Raw genomic sequence first — 19,003 nt, 5'->3', positions numbered from 1 at the left:
GAACGCCGAACCAGCGGTTTCTCAGTAACTGTACGTCGTGTGTTGCGTGCCGCTACTGTCGAAGAGGTACACCGTGTCGCCGCCGTTGTTCCAGATGTACGACCCGCCCCAGTAGAGGTCCGTGCTAGAGTCGGTGCCGTCGCCCGAGTGCAGGCGAACCGTGTTGCCCGCACCGAGCGTGAAGCCGCCGGGGAATTGGTAGCTGTTGCCCGCTTCGTCTTCGACGGACCACCCGGTCATGTCGAGCGCGCTCGACCCGTCGTTTGCGATGTCCACGTACTCGTCGTTGAGCGTCGCCCCATCCTCGCTAATCGTCGGAATCGAGACGGAGTAGTCCGAGGACGTGCCGGGCGTGTAGGCGTCGAACAGCGGGAAGGAGGTGTCGAAGTTCGACGTGGCGGGCACGTCGCTACTGGACCCGACGTTGCTCGAAGAGTCGGTCACGGTATCGGCGTTGACTCGCAGGTCCGTGCCGAGTCCGCTGGCGAGCGAGTTGATGTTGCTCCGTGCCTCGCTGGTCGTCTTCCCACTGCCCATCAGCACGACTGCGCCGCCGTCCGCGACGTAGGAGTTCAGCGCGTCGATTTCGGACTGGCTGAACGACTGGGGCGGCGTCGTGACGACGACTGCGCGGGCACCCGAGAGGTTGGTCGAGGTGAACTCGTTGACGCCCTCGAAACCGGTGTCTTGACCTTCGAGGTACCGCATGTAGTAGGCCGCGTCCTCCGCAGAGAGGCCGTAGCCCGCGTTGAACTGGCCGTGACCGCCGTCGATGAGTACGTCGCCGGAGTTGTCCGAGAGGTAGTCCACGAGGTTCGTCAGGAAGACGTAGTTCTCGTAGGACGAGGTGTCGGTGCTGTAGCCTTCCGCGGACTCGTAGCCCTCGTCGATGAACGGGCCACCGACGACGGCGACGCTCGAACCTTCGTCCACGCCGACGAGCGGGATGTCGCCGCCGTAGCTGTAGCCGCCGTCGAGACTCTGAGAGGCCGAGGAAGCGGCGTACACTGGTACGCGAGAGTCCGAAACTGCGCCCGCAGTCGTCCGAACGCTCGCGGTCTGCGGGAAGAACAGGTCGTCCACGGGGTTGTCCCGGATTTCCGAAGACTTCGAGGGGTCGCTCTCCGACCAGACGTTCGTCCCGTTCGAACGAGCACTCGCCTCGGACGCGAGGAACTGGTCGTGTTTCGAGAAGCCAGAGTCGTAGACGCGGGCGTGGCCTTCCTTCACGAGTTCGTGGTTGTACAGCGTATCGCGGCTTCCGCTACCGGCGTCGTAGTAGAGGTAGCCGAGTACGCGACCGAAGGCGTCTCGAACCGGTTCGTTCGAGTCGAAGACTAGATCTACGGTCTTGCCGCTGAGTTCGTCCTTGCCGAACGTCGTCGCCTTGTCGGCCTCGGCTTCGAGGTAGGTGTTGCTCTCGATGCCTTCCCACTCTTGGACGCGCTCGTACTGGCTGTTCGCAGACTTCTCGGGCGTGTCGAGACCCAAGATTCGGATGCTCTCGACGGTACCCTCGACAGTGACTTTGACCGTGTCGCCGTCCAGCACTTCCTCGACGGGGACCGTGTAGGTCTTGTTCGGGTCGAGACCCAGTCCGTCGCGGTCCGAGAAGTAGTCGAACGAGGTGTTGAACTGCGTCGTCACCGGTTCGTAATCGTTGCCCGCGTTCTGAATCGTGTCGAGAACTTCGTCGTCGTTGAACCGGAACGCGAGGTCGAGATAGCCCGCGATGTCGTTCAGATTCGCCGTCGAGTCGTAGTTGCCGTAGTCCGACTGGTCGTGCAGGAAGAGCCAACCTCCGTTGGCGACGAAGTCACCGAGTGCGCTGAGTTCCGAGGTGGTGAAACTGTTCCCCGGCGAGGTGATAACTGCCGCGTCCGCCGACGAGAGATCCGAACTGAGCGAACTCGTGGCGGTGACGGTGTAGCCGTTGTTCTCGGCGTAGGTGGCGAACTCCGAGGACTTCGCACGCGTGTAGTACTGTCCGTGCCCTTCGTCCCATAGAACCGTACCGGAACCGCCGAGCGCGTCGTCCCACACGTTCAGGACGAACTCTTCGTTGCCCTTCTGCCAGTTCGTGTCGGAGTTGGTAACGAGCATCGACCCGAACCCAACGACGTTCCAGTCTGACGCGACGAGCGGAATCGGCGTGTCTTCGCCGTAGAGGACCGCATCGCCGGTTCCGTCACCGTCGCCGTTCGTCGCGGTGTCTTCCGCCCACGCGGCGACGTAGGAGTCGTCGGTAAGCGGCGCGCTGTTGGCGTTCAGCATGCTCGAAGTGGAGTAGAACTCGACTTCGGAAATCTGTCCGGTCGCAGCAAATGTCCGTCCGGTGAGTTCGATACCTGCGGCCGAACCGCCCGCCGTGGCCGCCAGTGCTGACAGGAAGGTACGTCTCCGCATGGGGGAATACCAGAATCCGCGCCACATGAAAGATTCTATTACGTGTATTGTTAATATATGTGCAAAGTTATCAAACAAATATAAAAGAACGTATGAAGATTACCGAATGGTTGCTCGGCGAACCGAGCGGTTCACTAACGTCGAGTTCTAACGGCCGCCCATGACCGAAAATCGCCGAGGTGGTCACTGATGGGATCCATCGACAAAGTGCGCTTCGGACTCGCACTCGCCATCGGTGTCTTCGTACCGGGTCTGCTCGACTACCTGCTGAGTACCGCGGGGTACGTCGCGCTCGGGCGCGCCGTCTGGGCGGGCGGCTATCTGACCGCCATGGTCCTCATCTGGCACATCTGGATACGACCGCTCGACCTGCACGGCGCGAGCGAGTAGAAACCCAACTGCCGACCGCCGGATTGCGGAACTTTAAAGGGTATTTCGAGGCGAGTTTCGAGTAAGATGATAGAGTTCGTTCCACTGCCCCTCATCGACGATTTCGTCATCAAATACAACGTCGGGCAGGCGATACTCCTCCTGTTCGTCCTGTCGATACTGGCGGCGATTCCGCTCGGGTCGCAGAAGGTGCTGTCGCTGAACGCAATCACGTTCGGCCTCCTCTTCGTGCTGATTCCGTCGAGTCTCGCGCCACCGCACTACAAGTACCTCGGTATCGCGCTGCTGGTCGCCGCACCACTCGTCTACACGACTGCGAGACGATAAGATGCTACTCCTCCCTGCGCAACGCGACGTTCAACAATTTCTCGCCGCCAGTCACGGTCGCTTCTCTGGTCAGCGCGTAGAGGATACCGTCTCTGTCGGCTTCGACTTCCTGTAGAACTTCGTACGTGGTTGGGTTGTAGAGCGTGCCGATTCGCTCGCCCGCTTCGACTTCGTCACCGACTGCGTAGTCGGGGTCGGGTCGAAAGAGTCCGGACTCGTCGGCGGTCACGCGCCCGAGGTGGTTCCGGGCGAGCGTGGGGTCGTTCGCTTTGTCTTCTCGCGCTCGGTCGGGAACGTCACTCAGTATCCCAAGGTGCCCACACGCGTCGAGAACGCCCGCGACGCCGGTTGCGATTGCGTCCTCGACTAGTTGCTTGTTGTGGGCCAACTCTGGCGTGACGGTCGGGATGCCTTCGCGGGTGGCCGCGACGCGGAACTTCCCGCCGAAATCGCGGTCTTGCCACTCGGCGTCGGCGTCTTCGCCTGCTTGCTCGCCCAACAGGAGGTCGGTGCCGAAAGCTTCCGCGAGTGCGCGTGACTCTCGGTGGCCTTCCATGAACACGACGTGCGTGAGCATGTCCGGGCTACCGGTGTGTAGGTCCAGAATCGCGTCGGCGTCGCTGGCGTACTCCCACAGCGTGGCGGCCATGCGCTCGTGCAGTGTGCCGGACGAATTGCCGGGCCAGACCCGGTTCATGTTCGGGTTGACGCTGTCGAGTTGCTCCGGCGTGGTGTAGGACACACGGTCGAAGGTGAGCGGGTCGGCGACAGGCACCGCGACGATTTTGCCAGCGAAGTTGGTCGTGTCCGTGTTTACGTCACTACCGAGCAGTCGCTCGTGGACGCGCCGCAGTACCTCGGTTCCGTTGACCTCGCGACCGTGCTGGGCGGCTTGGACGTACAGTGTCGGCCCGTCTGCCTCGCCCTCGTAGGTGTGAATCGTGGTTTCGAGTTCGACACCCGAGGAGAGTCGCGCGAGCGTGACTCGCTCTGCGGTGTGTTCCATACCGGGTGGTGTCGCGCTCGTAAGTTCAAGCTACCGCCGCGGTGGCGCTGTGTCCGTCCTCCGTTGACTTCGTCAGTCGCGTCCGGCAGGGTTTTCTACCCAGCGTCCCTTCTCGCAACCATGAGTGACCTGACTGCGACACTGCAGACGAACCACGGCGACATCGAAGTCGAACTGTACGACGAGCGCGCGCCGAAGACGGTCGAGAACTTCGTCAACCTCGCGGAACACGACCCCGCAGCGAACGACGAACCGGCACCGGACACCGTGACGTGGAACGACCCCGAAACCGACGAAGTACGGGGTGACGCCCTCTACAACGACGTCCTGTTCCACCGCATCATCGACGACTTCATGATTCAGGGCGGCGACCCGACCGGCACCGGCCGCGGCGGCCCCGGCTACCAGTTCGACGACGAGTTCCACGAGGAACTGCGCCACGACGACGAAGGCATCCTCTCGATGGCGAACTCCGGCCCGAACACTAACGGCTCGCAGTTCTTCATCACCCTCGGCCCACAACCGCACCTCGACGACCGCCACGCTGTCTTCGGCAAAGTCATCGATGGCATGGACGTCGTCCGCGAAATCGGCAACGTCCCGACCGGCCGGAACGACGAACCGAAAGACGACGTGATTCTCGAATCCGTGGACGTTCACCAGTAGATAGGCGGTTTTTGATTCGGTCGTTTCAGACTACGCTGACTGGCGGTCTTCGACCGCACGAAACGTCGGGCCGAATTGGCTCCGACTTCGTATTTGAATATTCGTGTCGTTAGGAGTGGGTTTGGGAATTGATCACTGAATTTCGTCTTCGACCAGAGGAAACGCGAGCGATAGCGAGCGTAGCGAGGTTCGAACGAACGTAGTGAGTGAAGACCTCGATGGCGAACGGCGAAGCCCTGAGCGGGGAGAAGTGGGGTCTGATGACCTCGGTGGATGAAGGCCGAGGAGGGCTTCTTTTTCCGTCGTGACGGGAGTAGCTAGCCTCTCTGCTCCGACGACCCCTCTATTGCAACTTAAACAGCCGATGCTTCCTCCTCGAAAGCCCCCGCCCGTTCACGGCACTTCGTGCCGTTAGCTCGGGAGAGCTTCGCTCTCCCAGTGCTCCCGATCGCTGGCGTGACATATCCGAGGCTCTCAGCACTGCCCGTCTCGGATACGGGTCACGCAGACGACCAAGCGTTGCGCGAACGGGCGGCCCCTTTCAGTCCTCCCCGTCAGTTGGTCGGGCAGTCGACTCTGGCGGCTGGTTCACCGGGCACACAGGTTGTCGTTACAGCTATCGAGTCGAACCCGCTCCCCGCCCCGCATACCGAAACCCACTTCCAGTAGAACGGACAACCCTCAGTTGCGCGAGGGTTGCCCAGCCTGGCCAACGGCGGCGGGCTTAAGACCCGCTCGTGTAGACGTCCATGGGTTCGAATCCCATCCCTCGCATCCAAATCACGGCGCACTCTTGCGGTTTTCTTGGCCGAACCAATCATGAAATCGGACCAACTAGTGCCCGTGCACATTCGACGAAACGGTGTAAGTGCAGGACGGAAGCGGGGTACAGCGCGAAACACCCCCGATACCATTCAGTGTACTCAGGGGGTACGCACATGGTAGATATCGACGCTCCGCTTATCGCGGAAGAATCCGAGCAGTACCTAAACGAAAAACAGCGCGTCGACTATGCGAACCAACGCCGGAAGTTCATCGAATGGTTGTCGACATTCGGCAAAGACCCAGGGGCAGCTGAGGGTTACACCGAAGACACAGTGTACCGGACCGCGTACCGGTGCGGGAAGTTCGACCGGTTTGTCTGGGAACTTGAGGATGGTTATACCATCCACCTGACCCACGACCATGCGGACGAGTATATGAAGTACCTCGCGCGTGGTGAATATAGCGGGTCACACAAAGCCAATACACAGGACTCGCTGAATCGGTACTTCAAGTGGCGTCACCACGAGCTCAACGAGGAGCCCTGGGAACCAGAACTAGTGTTCTCATCCAACGCGCGCGAACAGCCACCGGACTTCCTTAGTCTCGATGAGCGAAAACAGATTCGACAGGCTGCACTCGAATATGGATCGATTCCGGACTACTACAGCCTCACCCCCGACGAGCGAGAACACTGGAAGAAGTACGTCTCACAGCGACTGAGAAAACCGTTGGAGGAAGTTTCGATCGACGATTGGAAGCAGGTGAACGGATGGAAGTACACTTCGATGGTCTGGGTGTCGCTCGATGCCGGTCTACGTCCCGCCGAAGTCGGTGAGGCGTCCGTCTCGTGGGTCGATATCTCCAACCGAGTGCTTCGAATCCCCGCATCGGATTCAGTAAAGAGCTACGACAACTGGCTCGTGAGCATCTCAGAGCGTACGGCCGACGCTCTCGAGCGCTGGCTCCAGGAGAGAGACAATTACGATAGATACGATGACACGGACAAGCTGTGGCTCACTCGGGAAGGAAATCCGTACGGGTCGCAGTCACTCCAGCGTTTGTTACTGCGGTTGTGCGATCAGGCCGGAATAGACACCGAGAATCGCCGAATGAGCTGGTATGCGATCCGTCACTCGGTCGGGACGTACATGACGCGAGAAGAAGACCTGGCAGCAGCGAAAACACAGCTCCGTCACAAGAGTGTTCAAACCACGATAAAGTACGATCAGGTACCCGTCGAAGATCGACGTTCAGCTCTCGATCGTATGGGATAAATCGCATTCAATATTTTCCATATATGGAATTAGTATGCAGCCATTGTGAGCAAAAGTTCGGCAAGAGGAGTGATAGTTACGATCACTCTTGTGATGAGTTCGACGGTGATGAAGACGAGACACAGCGACCAATGTGGATCGTGCCCTGTGACAATGGTGATGGTTATCTTGAGGTCTTCGGTGGTTACTCAAAGAGTAAGGTCAGATTCTGTTGGTCTTGTGAAGAACAAGGCTTCACTCCTTGGCTTGCCGAAAACCCGGAACCGCTTGAAATAGCCCTCGATACAAATCTTCACGAGATTGAAACGGAGGTTTCCACTGGCCAATTTAGGGCGGACATCGTTGCAGAGAATTCTGACGGGGAACGTGTGGTCATCGAGAACCAGCTAGGAACCAGCGATCATGCACACCTTGGCAAACTTCTGACCTACGGCTCATTTTTCGAGGCAGAAAATCTCGTCTGGGTAGCAGAATCATTCAAGAAGGATCATATCCGGACCGGAATCAAACTCACTCAACAATTAGACAATACACGGCTTGTGCTCGTTATGTTCGTTGTCCACCCTGTTGGCGGAGGCCATTTAGCCATCACATTTGAGGCTGTCTGGTAGAGAAAAAGTCCGTAAACTACTCTCTATATCCACCAATCGGTTCATTCTGTCAGATTCATGTATTTCTCTAGTACCATGTCGAAATAGTCCTCGGTCATCCTTCGAGGACTACGAACACGGTGGAAGTCGCCAAGAATGAACTCGGTCTGTTCTCGATCCAGTCCGTATGCGTGGAAAGAGGCAGCGTCCGGCTCGGCCCGGAGCTCTTCATGTTCGTCTGGATCGGTCGCTGGCTCAATGCCACCAAGACGCTCACGCATCTCGACAAATTCGTCACCGTAGCAATTGAGCTTGGCAGCTCGCGTCCAGATGTGGTCGAACCAGTCGTCATCCTTAACGAGACGAGGTGCTTGCGACTCAGTTAGCTTGTAGAAGACTACTGTTGAGTCAATTTTAGTTCGCATGAGGTAGTCGAAGGGGATACTATTGAGGAGACCGACCGTGACGAATAGCTCTTCGTCGGTGAAGATGCGTTCGTAGACTCCGTGAGTAGTCTGCCCTAGGTACCTCGTGCCCACTCCGCCGAAAACCGAGGGGTATGTGGGCACTCAACAGATAGACGAGCACGAAACTTTACTGTGGTTTCTCCCCAAGTGAGGGTTCCCCCTCAGCGGTTTTTACGAAGTCGGCGATGATATCGGTCGGACCAGCGAGCGGTAGGTCATCGATTTCACGAAGTGGCTCTCGATCAAGAATTGACTGTCAGTTAGGGATTTTCGGCCTTGTTGAAGCACTCAAGCGACGATAGGTGTTAGTAGCCGTGCTGAATACAGGGCGCGTATCGGTCACGAAGAAAGGCCAGCTACTCCCGATCGATATCAGGCCCGGAGATAATGGGCGTGATTAATCGGTTCTGCATCGTTTCGTCTACGCCAAGCAACCGGAGAAGCACGTAGAAATCGATTTTTCTGATATCGTTCACTATGTGGGCGTTATTCATGAGTCGAGCATCGTCGTTCCGGTGTGCGATCGGGTTCCGGATGCTGCGGGCCATCTGGATGATGTCCTCAATCTCCTCGATATCGAACCCGATGTTGAGATAGTCCAAGTATATCTTGATCTTCGTCTTCGAACTTGCCCCGTAGAGATGTTTCTGACCAAGGATATACTCCATGTGAGCAACTTGATTTGGCTCCCAGCCATTCGCTTCCAGATGATTGATGACCGAGTCACTCAGTACCTCGATCTCGTCATCGGTGAAGATCGATTCACCAGGGCCTTGCAGGTAGTCGTCATAGTTGTAGTTCGCATTCGATTCGAGGACGATCCACTGCAAAAGGAACTTGATCATCCAAAACGTGTCTCCTTGCGCCTCAAGAAAGAGGCTGAGACTTCGTAGGAGTCGCGATTGTTCTGCTTCTGACCCCTCGTCTAACGTCTGCAACGCCGTATCGACGAACCCGTCAAGGCCCTGGTCTCCCGGCGGTCCCCACATCCCTTTGATAAGAGGGAGGCTGGTGTTATCCATAGAGAAGGTATATGTCGACCGGCGTGATTGGTAGTGCTCACCTTGTTCAAGAGAAGAGTAATTGAACCAAGTGACGTCACGGTTCTGGGCGAATGAATAAATGAACGTCAACCAGTCGGCGAGTTGTTCCGCACGGTCTTGTTCCGCCTCGATGTAACACTGGGCTGTGTTCCAGTATCCGTGCTGGTACTCGCTTTCACTATTACGTCGCAGTTCTTCGAATTCTTCGGCGTTCTCGCGCGGTTCGATCTGAATATTTAACTCGTCATTCTCGTAGACCGAACCCTCCGGAACGTAGATATTACAGAGATCGAATACGTAGGTTGGCATATATTTGGCTTCGGTTGTATGCTTGGAAAGACGTTTCGGAAACAGTAGGTATCATGACTATCGTTACTGCTTTGCTGAATATACCCTCTCTATTCAGCACGCTAGTTCTGTCAGTCGTGGAGGGTTTCAACAGAGCCGGATTTTCCACTTCCCTGCTGGAATTTTATATCTTAATATAGCCGTGAAAATATAGTGTTCGTCGGCGAAGTCACTGCTGTCGATTTAGCTCTGTTGAAACCATTCGGGCCTGACAGTAGATGAGGTGAGCAATGCGTGGTGCGAATTGGTTACTCGCCATACCACCAATTCAGATGATTTTCACCCCGAGGCGATGGAAGACATAGAGGTGGAGGATGAACCCGGCTATAATCGCGCCCAGAATAAGCAGGTCTGCATACTGTAAGAACACGACTGCCCACCACCCCCACAGCAGTACCGAGACCCCGAGAAGGACACCACCAACGGGGAGTGCTACAGCCCCAACCCACAGCCACCGTCGCGTCTCTTTCCAATCTTGGTATTCCGGTGGGGCGTCCCGAGAAAAGCGACGCCCAATGTCAATAAACGCAATCGCTCGAAGGAGAAAAAAGAGGACAAGGAGGAGGAAGAACACATCAACGATTGTAAGATTGAGTCGAAACAAACCGGTCTCGATGTCGATAAGAAAGGCACCGAAAAATCCGACCAGAAAGAGTGGAAGGCTAGCCCCGAGAATCAGTCCTTCAGCGAGATACAGGAGCCGTCGGACACCGGGAGACTGACTCGGAAGTGGCCACTCTGAACGCTCCGTCGCCATAACTATCTAAGACATGTTACTGACAAATAGGCGTTCTGGAGTGTTCAATACACGCTCTGTATTGCGCACCGTCGGTTCCATCTTATCTGCAGGGGAGGGTTTCAACAAGACCGTCGATTTCTCTCGGGGACATCACAGCGATTAAGAACTGTTTCGACTTCTGGTTGCTCGTACTCGTTCTGAGCGTGGATCCGTCGGTGCTCAGCCTCGTCTATTGCTTCTATGTTTTTTGGAATATCTAGATGTACTTTGGCATTAAGCCCTGATGGGATTTTGAGCCGATGGTGACACTCCGTCTCATCACTGAAAACATAGTGAGGATTGGCACCGCCAGCGATTGCTACGAGCTCATGGAGAGCAAATTGCGCTCGTTCGTCACCGACTTGAGAACTACAGTAGACATACCCCGCAGGATTTTCTGTATAACACGGTTGTGTCTTTTGATAGTTAGCAGGTCGGGAATCGATTCCACACCTGTTGAGCCATTTTCCGATAGTACTGTAATGACAGTCGAACTTCTCACCTATCTCCCGCAGGCTCAACTCTTGATCACAATAGAGCGAGCGTAGTACGGCTGGAATCTGCCAAGCGTGATTAGCAGTAGCATATGAATGACTAGAAAAATCTTTAACAACTTTTTCCATTTGCGACGGAATTAGAAACCAGACCAACCGCCAAATGGCGGAATAAGAACTCTTCTACGCACGACTGTAGATGAGTAATGAGTAGTCTCAGAGGGTGGGCAGTCTCGACAAATCGAAACCCAGTACCAAGGGGTTGTTTGTTCTATTGATGTTATAGATTACTCGTGCTCTTGGTAGCTCTCGATGAGTCGAATAATAGTCCACCATTGGGGAGCGCGGTCGTGAGGGCGAATCCGCTTGTGGAGCGTGACAAACTGTTTGTATGTCTGTTCAGGAACTGTAATCGTTTTTCGACCATCAGAAGGCATGGCGACGCTGGCGGTAAGTGGAAGTTGGATCACCTTCCTCCGCAACCAATCAGTAGTCGGAGCGCGCCTTATAAAGGCGAATCGAGGCCATAGTGACTACGAGTCGAAGGCGACAATCCAGGCAAGAATAAACCCTGAATTCTGGGAAGCCTGCTACCGCTATTCGATAGACAGAGTAAATCTCGTATAAAAAAGAAGTTTTCTAGCTAGGTCGTTTAGTTCTATGTTTACCCAACCAATGCACTGTTTCCCCATTTTGATGATTCCCACGGGTGGGGGTGCGGGGAATTCTCCGTAATTGGGGTACACTCGAACCGAACGATCAACAGAAACTACTCTTGTCATTTACCTCAGATTCTAGCTCTGTATCCGAGGTGTGTCAGTACAGTAGTTCAAATAGCGTTCCTCACTATACTATACCTTATTTGGAATCCAGGAGATCAGGCCCCGAGGATGTAAATTACATTTATACCCTATTGGAATAGAAAGGTGCGAGGATATCAACTACGCGTGTGGATCCAGGTATCGGCCATCGTATCTGTCGTTATCCTGGGTAGAATTTATTGTCGCTTCCCTGTACGAGGACCGGTCCCACTTAGGGGTGTCACGCTCTCCGTGACGAACACGAATACCGTATAACTGAGACTGACGAAACGAGCGATCAACTAGACTCGGGTCACCAGCATAATACCAGAGTCTGCTAACTAACGCGTTATCGGCCTCGCTGGTAGTCGGATACCCCGAAACGTTCCCCTCCCACAGCGCGCGAAAGTCCCCTTCAAGGGCATAGCCGGTCGCCCGTATTTGTTCGACAGTGGGCTTACCGTTTAGTTCAATCCAGTCGCCTGGAATCCATTCCTTGTTCTTATCGTCACTGGAATACCGACAGCGATGGGCCGATCTCTTACCAATGCTAGTCAAACTAAGGCCTTTTTCGGCCTTCTCACTCTCTCGGTTGTCAACGGTGGTTTCACTCTCTGACTCTCTGCAATTCTCGGTGTGATCGTAATCACTCCCTTTGGAGAGACCAGAGTCTGCAGAATTAGTTTCGATAAACTGGCCGAGATCCGAACATCCGTGGTCAATCCGGTCGAACCGCTGATTGGTGTCCGGATCAGTGAAAATGTTCGCTGTTACGGTCGTATAGTGTTTCTCAGAGTAGATTTCTAAGTGAGGCATCGCGTCAAGATCCCCGACTGTCTTCAGGTCGAGATTGATCCGGTTCCCGTAGTCGGCTAGGAGTTCTCGAAGCGAGTCATCCATATGAACGAATGTTTTCATCCCTGTACCGGATGGTGATATCTCGGTATATGAACCGAGACTAGACACCGCAGTAAGAATCGGATCCGGAATACTCATATCACCAATCTGGGGGTCGCGTACGTCATCCCAGTCAATGAATGCGAATGGGTCCCTAGAGGACATCATAAACCCGACAACGGTCGGTTCATTTGACCGTAGTCGATTCGATATTTGGGTGTTTGTTTGTGGTTCGTTAGCGAGCTGTATCGCTTCTTCGAACGTGAGCCCGTCAACAATCGAAGTCGGGTTCGTGGGTTTCAAGGGAGGTTTCTTCCCGTTTTTGTCGATCTTGGCCACGAGCCACTGCTCCCTATCTCTGATGTCGGAAGGGATATCGTCTTTATAATCCGGCCGTAGCTCCCCACCGTGGAAATTATTCGAGTCCGACATTATCTCCCCTCCCAGAATCTCTCATCAATATAGTCGATCAGATTTCGGAATTGACGTCCACTCGTGCCTCGAACTCCGAGCTCGTCAGCAGTCTCTTCGACGTCAGACCAGTACTCTGTATTTCGGATTTCGTCTAACTGTGAAAATCCGAAATACTCACAGAGAGCCAGGACACTGAATCCCAAGATTCCCGCATCAATACCGCCATGTCGATTGAAACATTTCTTATCGGTGTTTTGCACGAGATTGAAGACTCTGTTGCACACCTCGCTCGGTAGTTCTAATGACTGGCAGATAGCATCTGCTCTGCGGTGGTTTTCGCGAGCTAAAGGGTCATCACTCTCTCCCGTAGTCGCATACTTGTCACTGTAGTACCCAGCATCCACGCCGAGCTTTGGGTTTGTCGGATCAATATCGAGTCCGTTATCGAGTCGCCAAAATCTCTCGAACTTCTCTTTTCTTTGATATGAATATCCGGTCTCACGAACCTCGTTGGTCCGGAAGGACGTCACCGTCGGCTCCTGGTCGACCCAGTCTGGCGTGATGTCGGAATATCTGTAGTGCTCATCATCTGCGTCGACAGCTGCTTCGGGATTTCCAGCTCCTGCGGGATCAATCACTAGTTCGCAGACTGTATCGTCGGGGGAATGCGCCAATTGGTGGGCTTTTATCGTCATTTTTGAATATGCTGTTAGCTATTGGAAATTAAGGGCTTGATTATCGCTACTGTTTTCTTTTATCCGAGAACTGACCTGGCGGGGTTGTCGGTCCGTTTCACCCGCTCAAGAGAAACGTCGAACTTTTCGAGGAGCTCACTCACTAATGTCTGGTGTGCGAGCTGAGTATTGTTTGTGGAAACAGTTCCGTAGTGTGGGCCGATTATTCCGGCATCTCCGCTGACCGTGATGTTCGGAGTTTCACCTCCTCTTGCAATCTCCTCTAGAAGGGCAACAATTTCTGACACCCAATAGAGTCCACTAGCCAGCGCACAGTAGTCACCTACGGCTTGGGTCATCCCTGCGCCTTGTGCGATTTGACGACTCTAAGTCGCAACTCGCTGATTGTTGATCTCGGCAACACACGCAATGTCAGTTCGGCCATTATCGACGTAATCGCATACTGCGTCGAACCATACCCGAACCTCGTCCAATCTTATTTCCGGATTCTCAGCGGAGAAAACTACCTCTTCCGTGGCTTCTGTTATGTGTTCCCATCCTGACTTCGAAAGGGTCTCGAACAGCCATCCCGAGGTTTGTGGCCAGAACGGATGATCTTCCGAAAGTTCGGGATTTACATCCGCGATGAGTTCCGCATCGCCGTCTCCCGCGGGCGAGAGGAGGGAGTAGTGATCGAATCCCAGACTTCCCTCATTGTCCTCTATCAGGATGTATTCCACCCGGTTTTCTCCGTGCGTTTTACACGCACGACAGGCTGTCTCTCGTATCGAAGCTCGGTCGTCCCACTGGTTTCCACAGTTTTTGCAGACTCGACTGTACAGGATCGGGAATTGATACCCGGGATTTTCTATTCTGCTTTGCGTTTGTTTCGTCGTCATTCGCACTTGGATTGGATTCGGGACCCTTCATCAATGTGTCTAAACTAGATGGAAACAATTATAGATACGACGTTATTAACTACTATTCTAAATATAGATTAATTTAATTCCTATATTCTTAATATGCGTTCAATCAATTATATAGGGGATGTTCTCTCACAGTGTACGTAACCTACCCATGGGCTTGTATGTCGGATTCGACAAGCCCCGCATTTGAGGGATAAGTCAGAGAAGAGACGACGATCTTGAGACAAGAGGGTTGAGTCACAAGCTCAGGTCGCAGATGTCGCTCGCCTATTCACTCCCAAGAAACTCGCAGTGATCGATGCGATCATCGAGCCCGACTACCTCGATTGGGAAGGACTCGTTGAGGCGCTCGACGTTGACTGCGCGCTCAGCGAATTCTTTAATCTCGGTATCCTCAATGATTCCAACCACCCATTGCGTATGCGTTGAGCGAAATATGACGACTTTACAGTTTCCGGTCGAGCACACTCAGGGGAGTTCAATCCTTTGGTTTTACCGGTGAAATATACTTACTCTTATCGGGAGCACGTTTGCTCGACTCTGAACGCCACTGCCAATAGAAGTAGTCGTTCTCGTCAATCGTCTTCACCGTGATATACGCCCCATTCTCGGGGACATTCTCATAGTCGTCTGGCTCCATTGAGATTTCCCGTTTTTCGAGTTCTTCGCGCTGTTCGTCGTCAATTCCTCGCTCTTCTCGTTGGTGTTCGGCTTCAAGCTCGCGTATCTTGCGTTTGTGCTCTGCGAGTTCGCTCGCCCACGTCGCGATCGTCTCAAGCCGATCTGGACTTTGACGTTCGATATTCTCGACGAGATATTTTGGGAGATCGGGCGTGAGTGGTTCACTCGGTGCTGGATTCATACCTAACCCACATTCTCGAAGATATTCAAATTGTGGGTTAGGAAAAGCCAGTACTCTAACCTTTGAAACTGCGAAGCAAACTCCCTGTAGAATGTGCGACGGTCAGTTACCACTGGTAGCCGGGTAGGTCGTCGGTCTCGCGCCTGATCTTGGTGGTCACTTTCGCGTTCGTAATCTTACGGTCAGCGACGAGGTTGTCCTCGGTCGTGTCTTCGGGCCGGAAACAGCCGTGTTTGAGGTAGTAGTCGGAGCATACATTATAAACAGAATTCGTGTCACGTGTAGTTCAAAAGGTATTTACCGAAGACAGATAACATCTTATACTAAAATGAGTCTTGAACAAATAGAGGCCTTCTCGTATGAGGGACAACTTGTATTCAATGGTCTTCATATGACTGATATTCTTGATGCAAATTTTGACTTTGACCATGTCATTGAGGAAGAACTGGTCGACTACAAGAATGGATCAATAGGGCAACCCGGACGTGGCTACCAGACGTTACCATTTGCTGATTATATTGCTGATGAACCTGCGATTGACCGACGGATAGAGGAACTCCTAGGAGAAATTCATGCATTTCGGTATAAGGAGGAAAAGTGGGAATACCGAGATACGGAGGTTGATGGTGTAACGGACACACATCCGACCCTTCGTGGTTATTCGACGTTCGACGGTTATTGGGCATCACCGGACTATCTATTTATAAAGTCGGACAAATCAAAAGCCGAGACGGCGCGCCAACTGCTCTCAGAGACACTTGAAGACTATCTTTCTCTTCGAGATTTCGAATTTAATCCGGACTTCTTACTTTGGGTGTTCTCAAAAGAGAAAAATAACGAAGACCTGCCAGGGAATCTTTCGGTGAACATGCTTACTGACGCTGAAATCCGTGGTAATGAACCTGATCTGTTTGGCCAACATAGTAAGGTCGATGATTCAACAGATATTACAAAATCGGCACCTGTCTTGATTGGTGTACTAAGTCAGAAAGGGCTTGTAGCTCTAGAGGGCGTATTTGGGTTGGCTGGCAGATTCGTGCGAGTTCGAATCGCTACGGATGGTCGAGTACACATCAAAGCTGACCACGCTATCCAGGGCTCACCAGATATTGAGCGAATGGCTATCGCTTTAGCTTTCCTCCGAGAATTCACTGACCTTTATCAGTACTGGATGAACCTGGACTCTGAATATCGTTACCCTCCACTCGAATTTTTCACAGACATCTATAAAGAGTGCGAACGCCAAGGTGTAGAGGTTACATTTTCGATCGACGATGTTGTTGACGAGTATCGACAAAAGGGAAGCCCAAAAGACTACAACGAATACCAGTCAGGGCTCAGTGAGTTTGAGGAGTAATTCACGAGCTCAGCCAAAATGCTATGGTATATACACTACAATACACTAGTGTGAGATACGATGGGTGTCTCTAATCTCCGTCGTGCGGACACCGCTAAATCCTCCTTAGCGGAGCGTCTTCCGGAGTTATCGACGGCACGGCTCTCACTTCAGTCTATCACCTCTCAGTCTGTCGAGCCTCTTCATGACGACTATCCGTTTTCCCAACAGTCATATCAGGGTACAATTGTGTATGACGAGCCATCTCAGTACACTCCTGGCCGAGATATTGAACTAAATTTTGAGTACCGTGACGGCTCAGAATTATTCATTCTAGAGTTACAAACCGATGTTGAGTCTGTTGATCAAATTGCCCAGCATATTGCGGACGCTATTCCACAGGGATTCACCATCTATCGTAATCTCCATGCACCTGAGGATGCACTTTGGACGTTTCTTGGTCAGGCGGACAGCATCATAGAAATTCACGTGCTGGAGGGGGGTCAAGAAGTCCCGTATCGGGAAATTGAAGGTGTCTCTCGAGAGGCCGTGATTGGCAACTATACGATCGAGAATGCAGAAGTGGGATTCGTTGTCGACGAACACCAAATTGTTGTACGCTATCAGCAAGGAGGTCTCCAGATAGAGTCCGACTGGCCAGATGGTAGAGAATATATTATCCAACTTTTCGAACGGGAAGTCCTCACTGGAAATTAACGATTGAGTATGGCTATGAGCGATCCTTCACGATGGCAATCGCTCAAACGGATTCTCCAAAAGTTCGTAGGCCATTATCGCGAGACTAACCTCGGCTATACAGCAGTCACCGTTGCGTCGATACTATTTGGAATAAATGGCTTCGTTCCCAATTTATGGCAAAAGTTCGTCTTGGGTGGGGGAGCACTCATGTGTCTCCTTCTATCGTTGGGCTATAACTACTGGTCAGGGCGACCATTCGGGACTGATGTGAATTGTACACCCACCCACCTTGTTGAGGGTGAACGGCAGCCAGATGTAATGTCCGAGCAGCGGAATATGGCCATGATTCAGGGCGAGGAATTGGTCCTCCACGGGAGTGTTCGGCTTTCGCGCTTCACTAACAGATTCAAACTAAAATTGCAGCCGTCATCTGAGATTGGTGCTGAACTGCGAACCAAACCTCGAAGCGAACACGAGTACAATCCCGTGAATAATGTACTCAGTTGTGAATCCGTTTCTGAATACGAATTCCCACTCACTATCGAGGTATTTCCTGAACGGGATGTGGCTGATGGGGGGCGATATCATAGTTTAAAACTTATCGATGGAAGCAGTGGTCGAATACTCTCTGAGTTCGATGTCATTAATGTGAATTCCTGAGGCAATAATAAGCTCCCCTCCTACCCAACGGGCACCACGCCAACCGTTTGGTAGGAATGCTAATTGGAGAGAATACACCCAACAAATTTAGAAAGACACTGTGGTAGCTGAAGCATTTCCCGCACCCATCGAAAATAGGCTCTTGATTACCGAATCCAGACCTACAATAGCGATATAGAGCGATATCACTATTCCTGCCAGAAGTAGAACAGCCCACCCCGTTCTAGCAATCTTGTCTTTTAAATTCACCCTTCTAATCCGTTTAACCGTATCGTCTAACGCGGTTTTGACCTCGTCCATATCACTTTCAGGTATGTGGTGTTTACCGCCTTTCTTTGCCCCCTTTTCTTGGATGATCTTCTTTGTCTTCAGATGATGGTCAAAGACACTGTCTCCTAATTCATGCTGTTTCCAAGGATTTTCTGGAAAACCCATTGGGTCCCCTGCTTCTAAGTCTTTTAGTGCCTCCTGATACTGGCTCTTAAGCACGTCCCGTGATGCGATTCTACTCTCATAATCTGGGACAATCCGCTTTGCAATTTCAGCCCAAACACTCATTACTCGTCCCTTCAGACAAGACCGGTAAAGATGTTTTGAGTTATACTTTATATTGCAATAAATGAAAGACCTAATTCAGCCTGACCCGCTGCACTTCTGTCCAAACACCTGAGGTGCTGAATACTCTGGCAGTGAGTAAGAGTACCTTATTAATTACTTCTCTTTCAAAACTGGGCTCTGTCTCATAAGATCGCAAACTTCGTCAGGGGAGAGTAGTACGTCTTCATCTTGATGACGAAGATAAAATCTACCATCTGCTGTTAGAGGATATCTTTTGAAGTCACTGACCACAATTGCTAAAATTGTTTCCTTTTCCAATTCCACACTAGATGTGACATACGTCCGATCCAGTTTCCTTTCAATATCCCGGTCAAGGATATCTTTTACGTCATCCTCAACATCCCCACTTTCCAGTCCAATTACTTTCCCAGTTTTATCAACCCCTATAAGTATTTGACCACCACCATTGTTTGCTAGACTGCATGCCGTTACTGCAAGATCTTCATCCTCTTCAGGTATGGCTGCATAAAATTCTGTTTTCTCACCTCTACCTGCTTCTTTTGCTAATTTGATTTCGGCTACCCCGATAGAGGCTTCCTCTTGTTCGTATATCTCTACCATTA

At 52.6% G+C, this 19,003-nt stretch carries 18 protein-coding genes, 1 tRNA gene and 1 pseudogene; 8 read left to right on the top strand and 12 right to left on the bottom strand.

Going from position 1 to position 19,003, the window contains the following annotated elements:
- Positions 1-21: 21 nt before the first annotated feature.
- Positions 22-2,406 carry a lamin tail domain-containing protein gene (locus tag F7R90_RS03480; RefSeq protein WP_158055891.1) on the bottom strand — a complete coding sequence of 795 codons (2,385 nt, stop codon included), beginning with the start codon at positions 2,404-2,406 and terminating at the stop codon, positions 22-24.
- A gap of 189 nt (positions 2,407-2,595) precedes the next feature.
- On the opposite strand from F7R90_RS03480, the gene F7R90_RS03475 reads away from it, so the two are divergent.
- On the top strand, positions 2,596-2,796 hold the full coding sequence (locus tag F7R90_RS03475) for a hypothetical protein (RefSeq protein ID WP_158055890.1): 201 nt from the start codon (positions 2,596-2,598) through the stop codon (positions 2,794-2,796).
- 66 nt (positions 2,797-2,862) lie between these two features.
- Complete coding sequence (locus F7R90_RS03470; RefSeq protein WP_158055889.1) at positions 2,863-3,123, top strand: hypothetical protein; 261 nt, start codon at positions 2,863-2,865, stop codon at positions 3,121-3,123.
- Between the two features lie 4 nt (positions 3,124-3,127).
- Here F7R90_RS03470 and F7R90_RS03465 read toward each other — a convergent pair whose 3' ends face one another.
- Positions 3,128-4,129 (bottom strand): succinylglutamate desuccinylase/aspartoacylase family protein, encoded by a 1,002-nt coding sequence (locus F7R90_RS03465; protein ID WP_158055888.1) that lies wholly within the window; start codon positions 4,127-4,129, stop codon positions 3,128-3,130.
- A gap of 120 nt (positions 4,130-4,249) precedes the next feature.
- Here F7R90_RS03465 and F7R90_RS03460 point away from each other — a divergent pair, with 120 nt between their 5' ends.
- The 4 genes from F7R90_RS03460 to F7R90_RS03445 all read left to right on the top strand — a co-directional run bounded on the left by F7R90_RS03460 (position 4,250) and on the right by F7R90_RS03445 (position 7,445).
- A complete protein-coding gene (locus F7R90_RS03460) occupies positions 4,250-4,795 on the top strand; it encodes a peptidylprolyl isomerase (protein ID WP_158055887.1) in 546 nt (181 codons plus the stop codon).
- A 689-nt stretch (positions 4,796-5,484) separates the two neighbouring features.
- Positions 5,485-5,569 (top strand) — tRNA-Leu (locus F7R90_RS03455).
- 164 nt (positions 5,570-5,733) lie between these two features.
- Positions 5,734-6,834 carry a tyrosine-type recombinase/integrase gene (locus F7R90_RS03450; protein WP_158055886.1) on the top strand — a complete coding sequence of 367 codons (1,101 nt, stop codon included), beginning with the start codon at positions 5,734-5,736 and terminating at the stop codon, positions 6,832-6,834.
- Positions 6,835-6,965: 131 nt separating this feature from the next.
- Complete coding sequence (locus F7R90_RS03445) at positions 6,966-7,445, top strand: PDDEXK family nuclease (RefSeq protein ID WP_158055885.1); 480 nt, start codon at positions 6,966-6,968, stop codon at positions 7,443-7,445.
- 41 nt (positions 7,446-7,486) lie between these two features.
- Here the strand turns inward: F7R90_RS03445 and F7R90_RS03440 are convergent.
- The 8 genes and pseudogenes from F7R90_RS03440 to F7R90_RS03405 form a co-directional block, all read right to left on the bottom strand.
- A pseudogene (locus F7R90_RS03440) lies at positions 7,487-7,933 on the bottom strand (Eco57I restriction-modification methylase domain-containing protein); the annotation flags it as partial.
- Positions 7,934-8,247: 314 nt separating this feature from the next.
- Positions 8,248-9,243 carry a hypothetical protein gene (locus F7R90_RS03435; protein ID WP_158055884.1) on the bottom strand — a complete coding sequence of 332 codons (996 nt, stop codon included), beginning with the start codon at positions 9,241-9,243 and terminating at the stop codon, positions 8,248-8,250.
- A 307-nt stretch (positions 9,244-9,550) separates the two neighbouring features.
- Complete coding sequence (locus F7R90_RS03430) at positions 9,551-10,039, bottom strand: hypothetical protein (RefSeq protein WP_158055883.1); 489 nt, start codon at positions 10,037-10,039, stop codon at positions 9,551-9,553.
- A 1,456-nt stretch (positions 10,040-11,495) separates the two neighbouring features.
- Positions 11,496-12,683, bottom strand: a complete 1,188-nt coding sequence (locus F7R90_RS03425; RefSeq protein ID WP_158055882.1) for a phage NrS-1 polymerase family protein — start codon at positions 12,681-12,683, stop codon at positions 11,496-11,498.
- Positions 12,683-13,360 (bottom strand): hypothetical protein, encoded by a 678-nt coding sequence (locus F7R90_RS03420; protein WP_158055881.1) that lies wholly within the window; start codon positions 13,358-13,360, stop codon positions 12,683-12,685. Before F7R90_RS03420 ends, F7R90_RS03425 begins: the two co-directional genes overlap by 1 nt.
- A gap of 59 nt (positions 13,361-13,419) precedes the next feature.
- On the bottom strand, positions 13,420-13,698 hold the full coding sequence (locus tag F7R90_RS03415) for a hypothetical protein (protein ID WP_158055880.1): 279 nt from the start codon (positions 13,696-13,698) through the stop codon (positions 13,420-13,422).
- 27 nt (positions 13,699-13,725) lie between these two features.
- Positions 13,726-14,079, bottom strand: coding sequence for a hypothetical protein (locus F7R90_RS03410; protein WP_158055879.1), 354 nt, complete (start codon positions 14,077-14,079; stop codon positions 13,726-13,728).
- A 664-nt stretch (positions 14,080-14,743) separates the two neighbouring features.
- Positions 14,744-15,127: a hypothetical protein gene (locus tag F7R90_RS03405; protein WP_158055878.1), complete on the bottom strand. Its 384-nt coding sequence runs from the start codon at positions 15,125-15,127 to the stop codon at positions 14,744-14,746.
- A gap of 328 nt (positions 15,128-15,455) precedes the next feature.
- On the opposite strand from F7R90_RS03405, the gene F7R90_RS03400 reads away from it, so the two are divergent.
- Complete coding sequence (locus F7R90_RS03400) at positions 15,456-16,484, top strand: hypothetical protein (protein ID WP_158055877.1); 1,029 nt, start codon at positions 15,456-15,458, stop codon at positions 16,482-16,484.
- A gap of 228 nt (positions 16,485-16,712) precedes the next feature.
- Positions 16,713-17,180, top strand: coding sequence for a hypothetical protein (locus tag F7R90_RS03395; protein ID WP_158055876.1), 468 nt, complete (start codon positions 16,713-16,715; stop codon positions 17,178-17,180).
- Between the two features lie 729 nt (positions 17,181-17,909).
- On the opposite strand, the gene F7R90_RS03390 is transcribed toward F7R90_RS03395, so the two are convergent.
- Both F7R90_RS03390 and F7R90_RS03385 read right to left on the bottom strand, forming a co-directional pair.
- Positions 17,910-18,380, bottom strand: a complete 471-nt coding sequence (locus tag F7R90_RS03390; RefSeq protein WP_158055875.1) for a hypothetical protein — start codon at positions 18,378-18,380, stop codon at positions 17,910-17,912.
- A gap of 153 nt (positions 18,381-18,533) precedes the next feature.
- Positions 18,534-19,001, bottom strand: coding sequence for an AlbA family DNA-binding domain-containing protein (locus F7R90_RS03385; RefSeq protein WP_158055874.1), 468 nt, complete (start codon positions 18,999-19,001; stop codon positions 18,534-18,536).
- Positions 19,002-19,003 lie beyond the last annotated feature (2 nt).

The organism is Halorussus halophilus (genome assembly GCF_008831545.1).
Lineage (GTDB): Archaea > Halobacteriota > Halobacteria > Halobacteriales > Haladaptataceae > Halorussus > Halorussus halophilus.
The sequence above is the reverse complement of the archived record's forward strand: the minus strand, read 5'-3'. Positions and strand labels throughout refer to the sequence as shown.

Coding starts and splice junctions, on each gene's coding strand:
- F7R90_RS03430 (WP_158055883.1), bottom strand. CDS start 10,039: ATGGCGACGGAGCGTTCAGAGTGGCCACTTCCGAGTCAGTCTCCCGGT.
- F7R90_RS03420 (WP_158055881.1), bottom strand. CDS start 13,360: ATGACGATAAAAGCCCACCAATTGGCGCATTCCCCCGACGATACAGTC.
- F7R90_RS03435 (WP_158055884.1), bottom strand. CDS start 9,243: ATGCCAACCTACGTATTCGATCTCTGTAATATCTACGTTCCGGAGGGT.
- F7R90_RS03425 (WP_158055882.1), bottom strand. CDS start 12,683: ATGTCGGACTCGAATAATTTCCACGGTGGGGAGCTACGGCCGGATTAT.
- F7R90_RS03385 (WP_158055874.1), bottom strand. CDS start 19,001: ATGGTAGAGATATACGAACAAGAGGAAGCCTCTATCGGGGTAGCCGAA.
- F7R90_RS03400 (WP_158055877.1), top strand. CDS start 15,456: ATGAGTCTTGAACAAATAGAGGCCTTCTCGTATGAGGGACAACTTGTA.
- F7R90_RS03475 (WP_158055890.1), top strand. CDS start 2,596: ATGGGATCCATCGACAAAGTGCGCTTCGGACTCGCACTCGCCATCGGT.
- F7R90_RS03470 (WP_158055889.1), top strand. CDS start 2,863: ATGATAGAGTTCGTTCCACTGCCCCTCATCGACGATTTCGTCATCAAA.
- F7R90_RS03460 (WP_158055887.1), top strand. CDS start 4,250: ATGAGTGACCTGACTGCGACACTGCAGACGAACCACGGCGACATCGAA.
- F7R90_RS03450 (WP_158055886.1), top strand. CDS start 5,734: ATGGTAGATATCGACGCTCCGCTTATCGCGGAAGAATCCGAGCAGTAC.
- F7R90_RS03480 (WP_158055891.1), bottom strand. CDS start 2,406: ATGCGGAGACGTACCTTCCTGTCAGCACTGGCGGCCACGGCGGGCGGT.
- F7R90_RS03390 (WP_158055875.1), bottom strand. CDS start 18,380: ATGAGTGTTTGGGCTGAAATTGCAAAGCGGATTGTCCCAGATTATGAG.
- F7R90_RS03405 (WP_158055878.1), bottom strand. CDS start 15,127: ATGAATCCAGCACCGAGTGAACCACTCACGCCCGATCTCCCAAAATAT.
- F7R90_RS03465 (WP_158055888.1), bottom strand. CDS start 4,129: ATGGAACACACCGCAGAGCGAGTCACGCTCGCGCGACTCTCCTCGGGT.
- F7R90_RS03445 (WP_158055885.1), top strand. CDS start 6,966: ATGTGGATCGTGCCCTGTGACAATGGTGATGGTTATCTTGAGGTCTTC.
- F7R90_RS03415 (WP_158055880.1), bottom strand. CDS start 13,698: ATGACCCAAGCCGTAGGTGACTACTGTGCGCTGGCTAGTGGACTCTAT.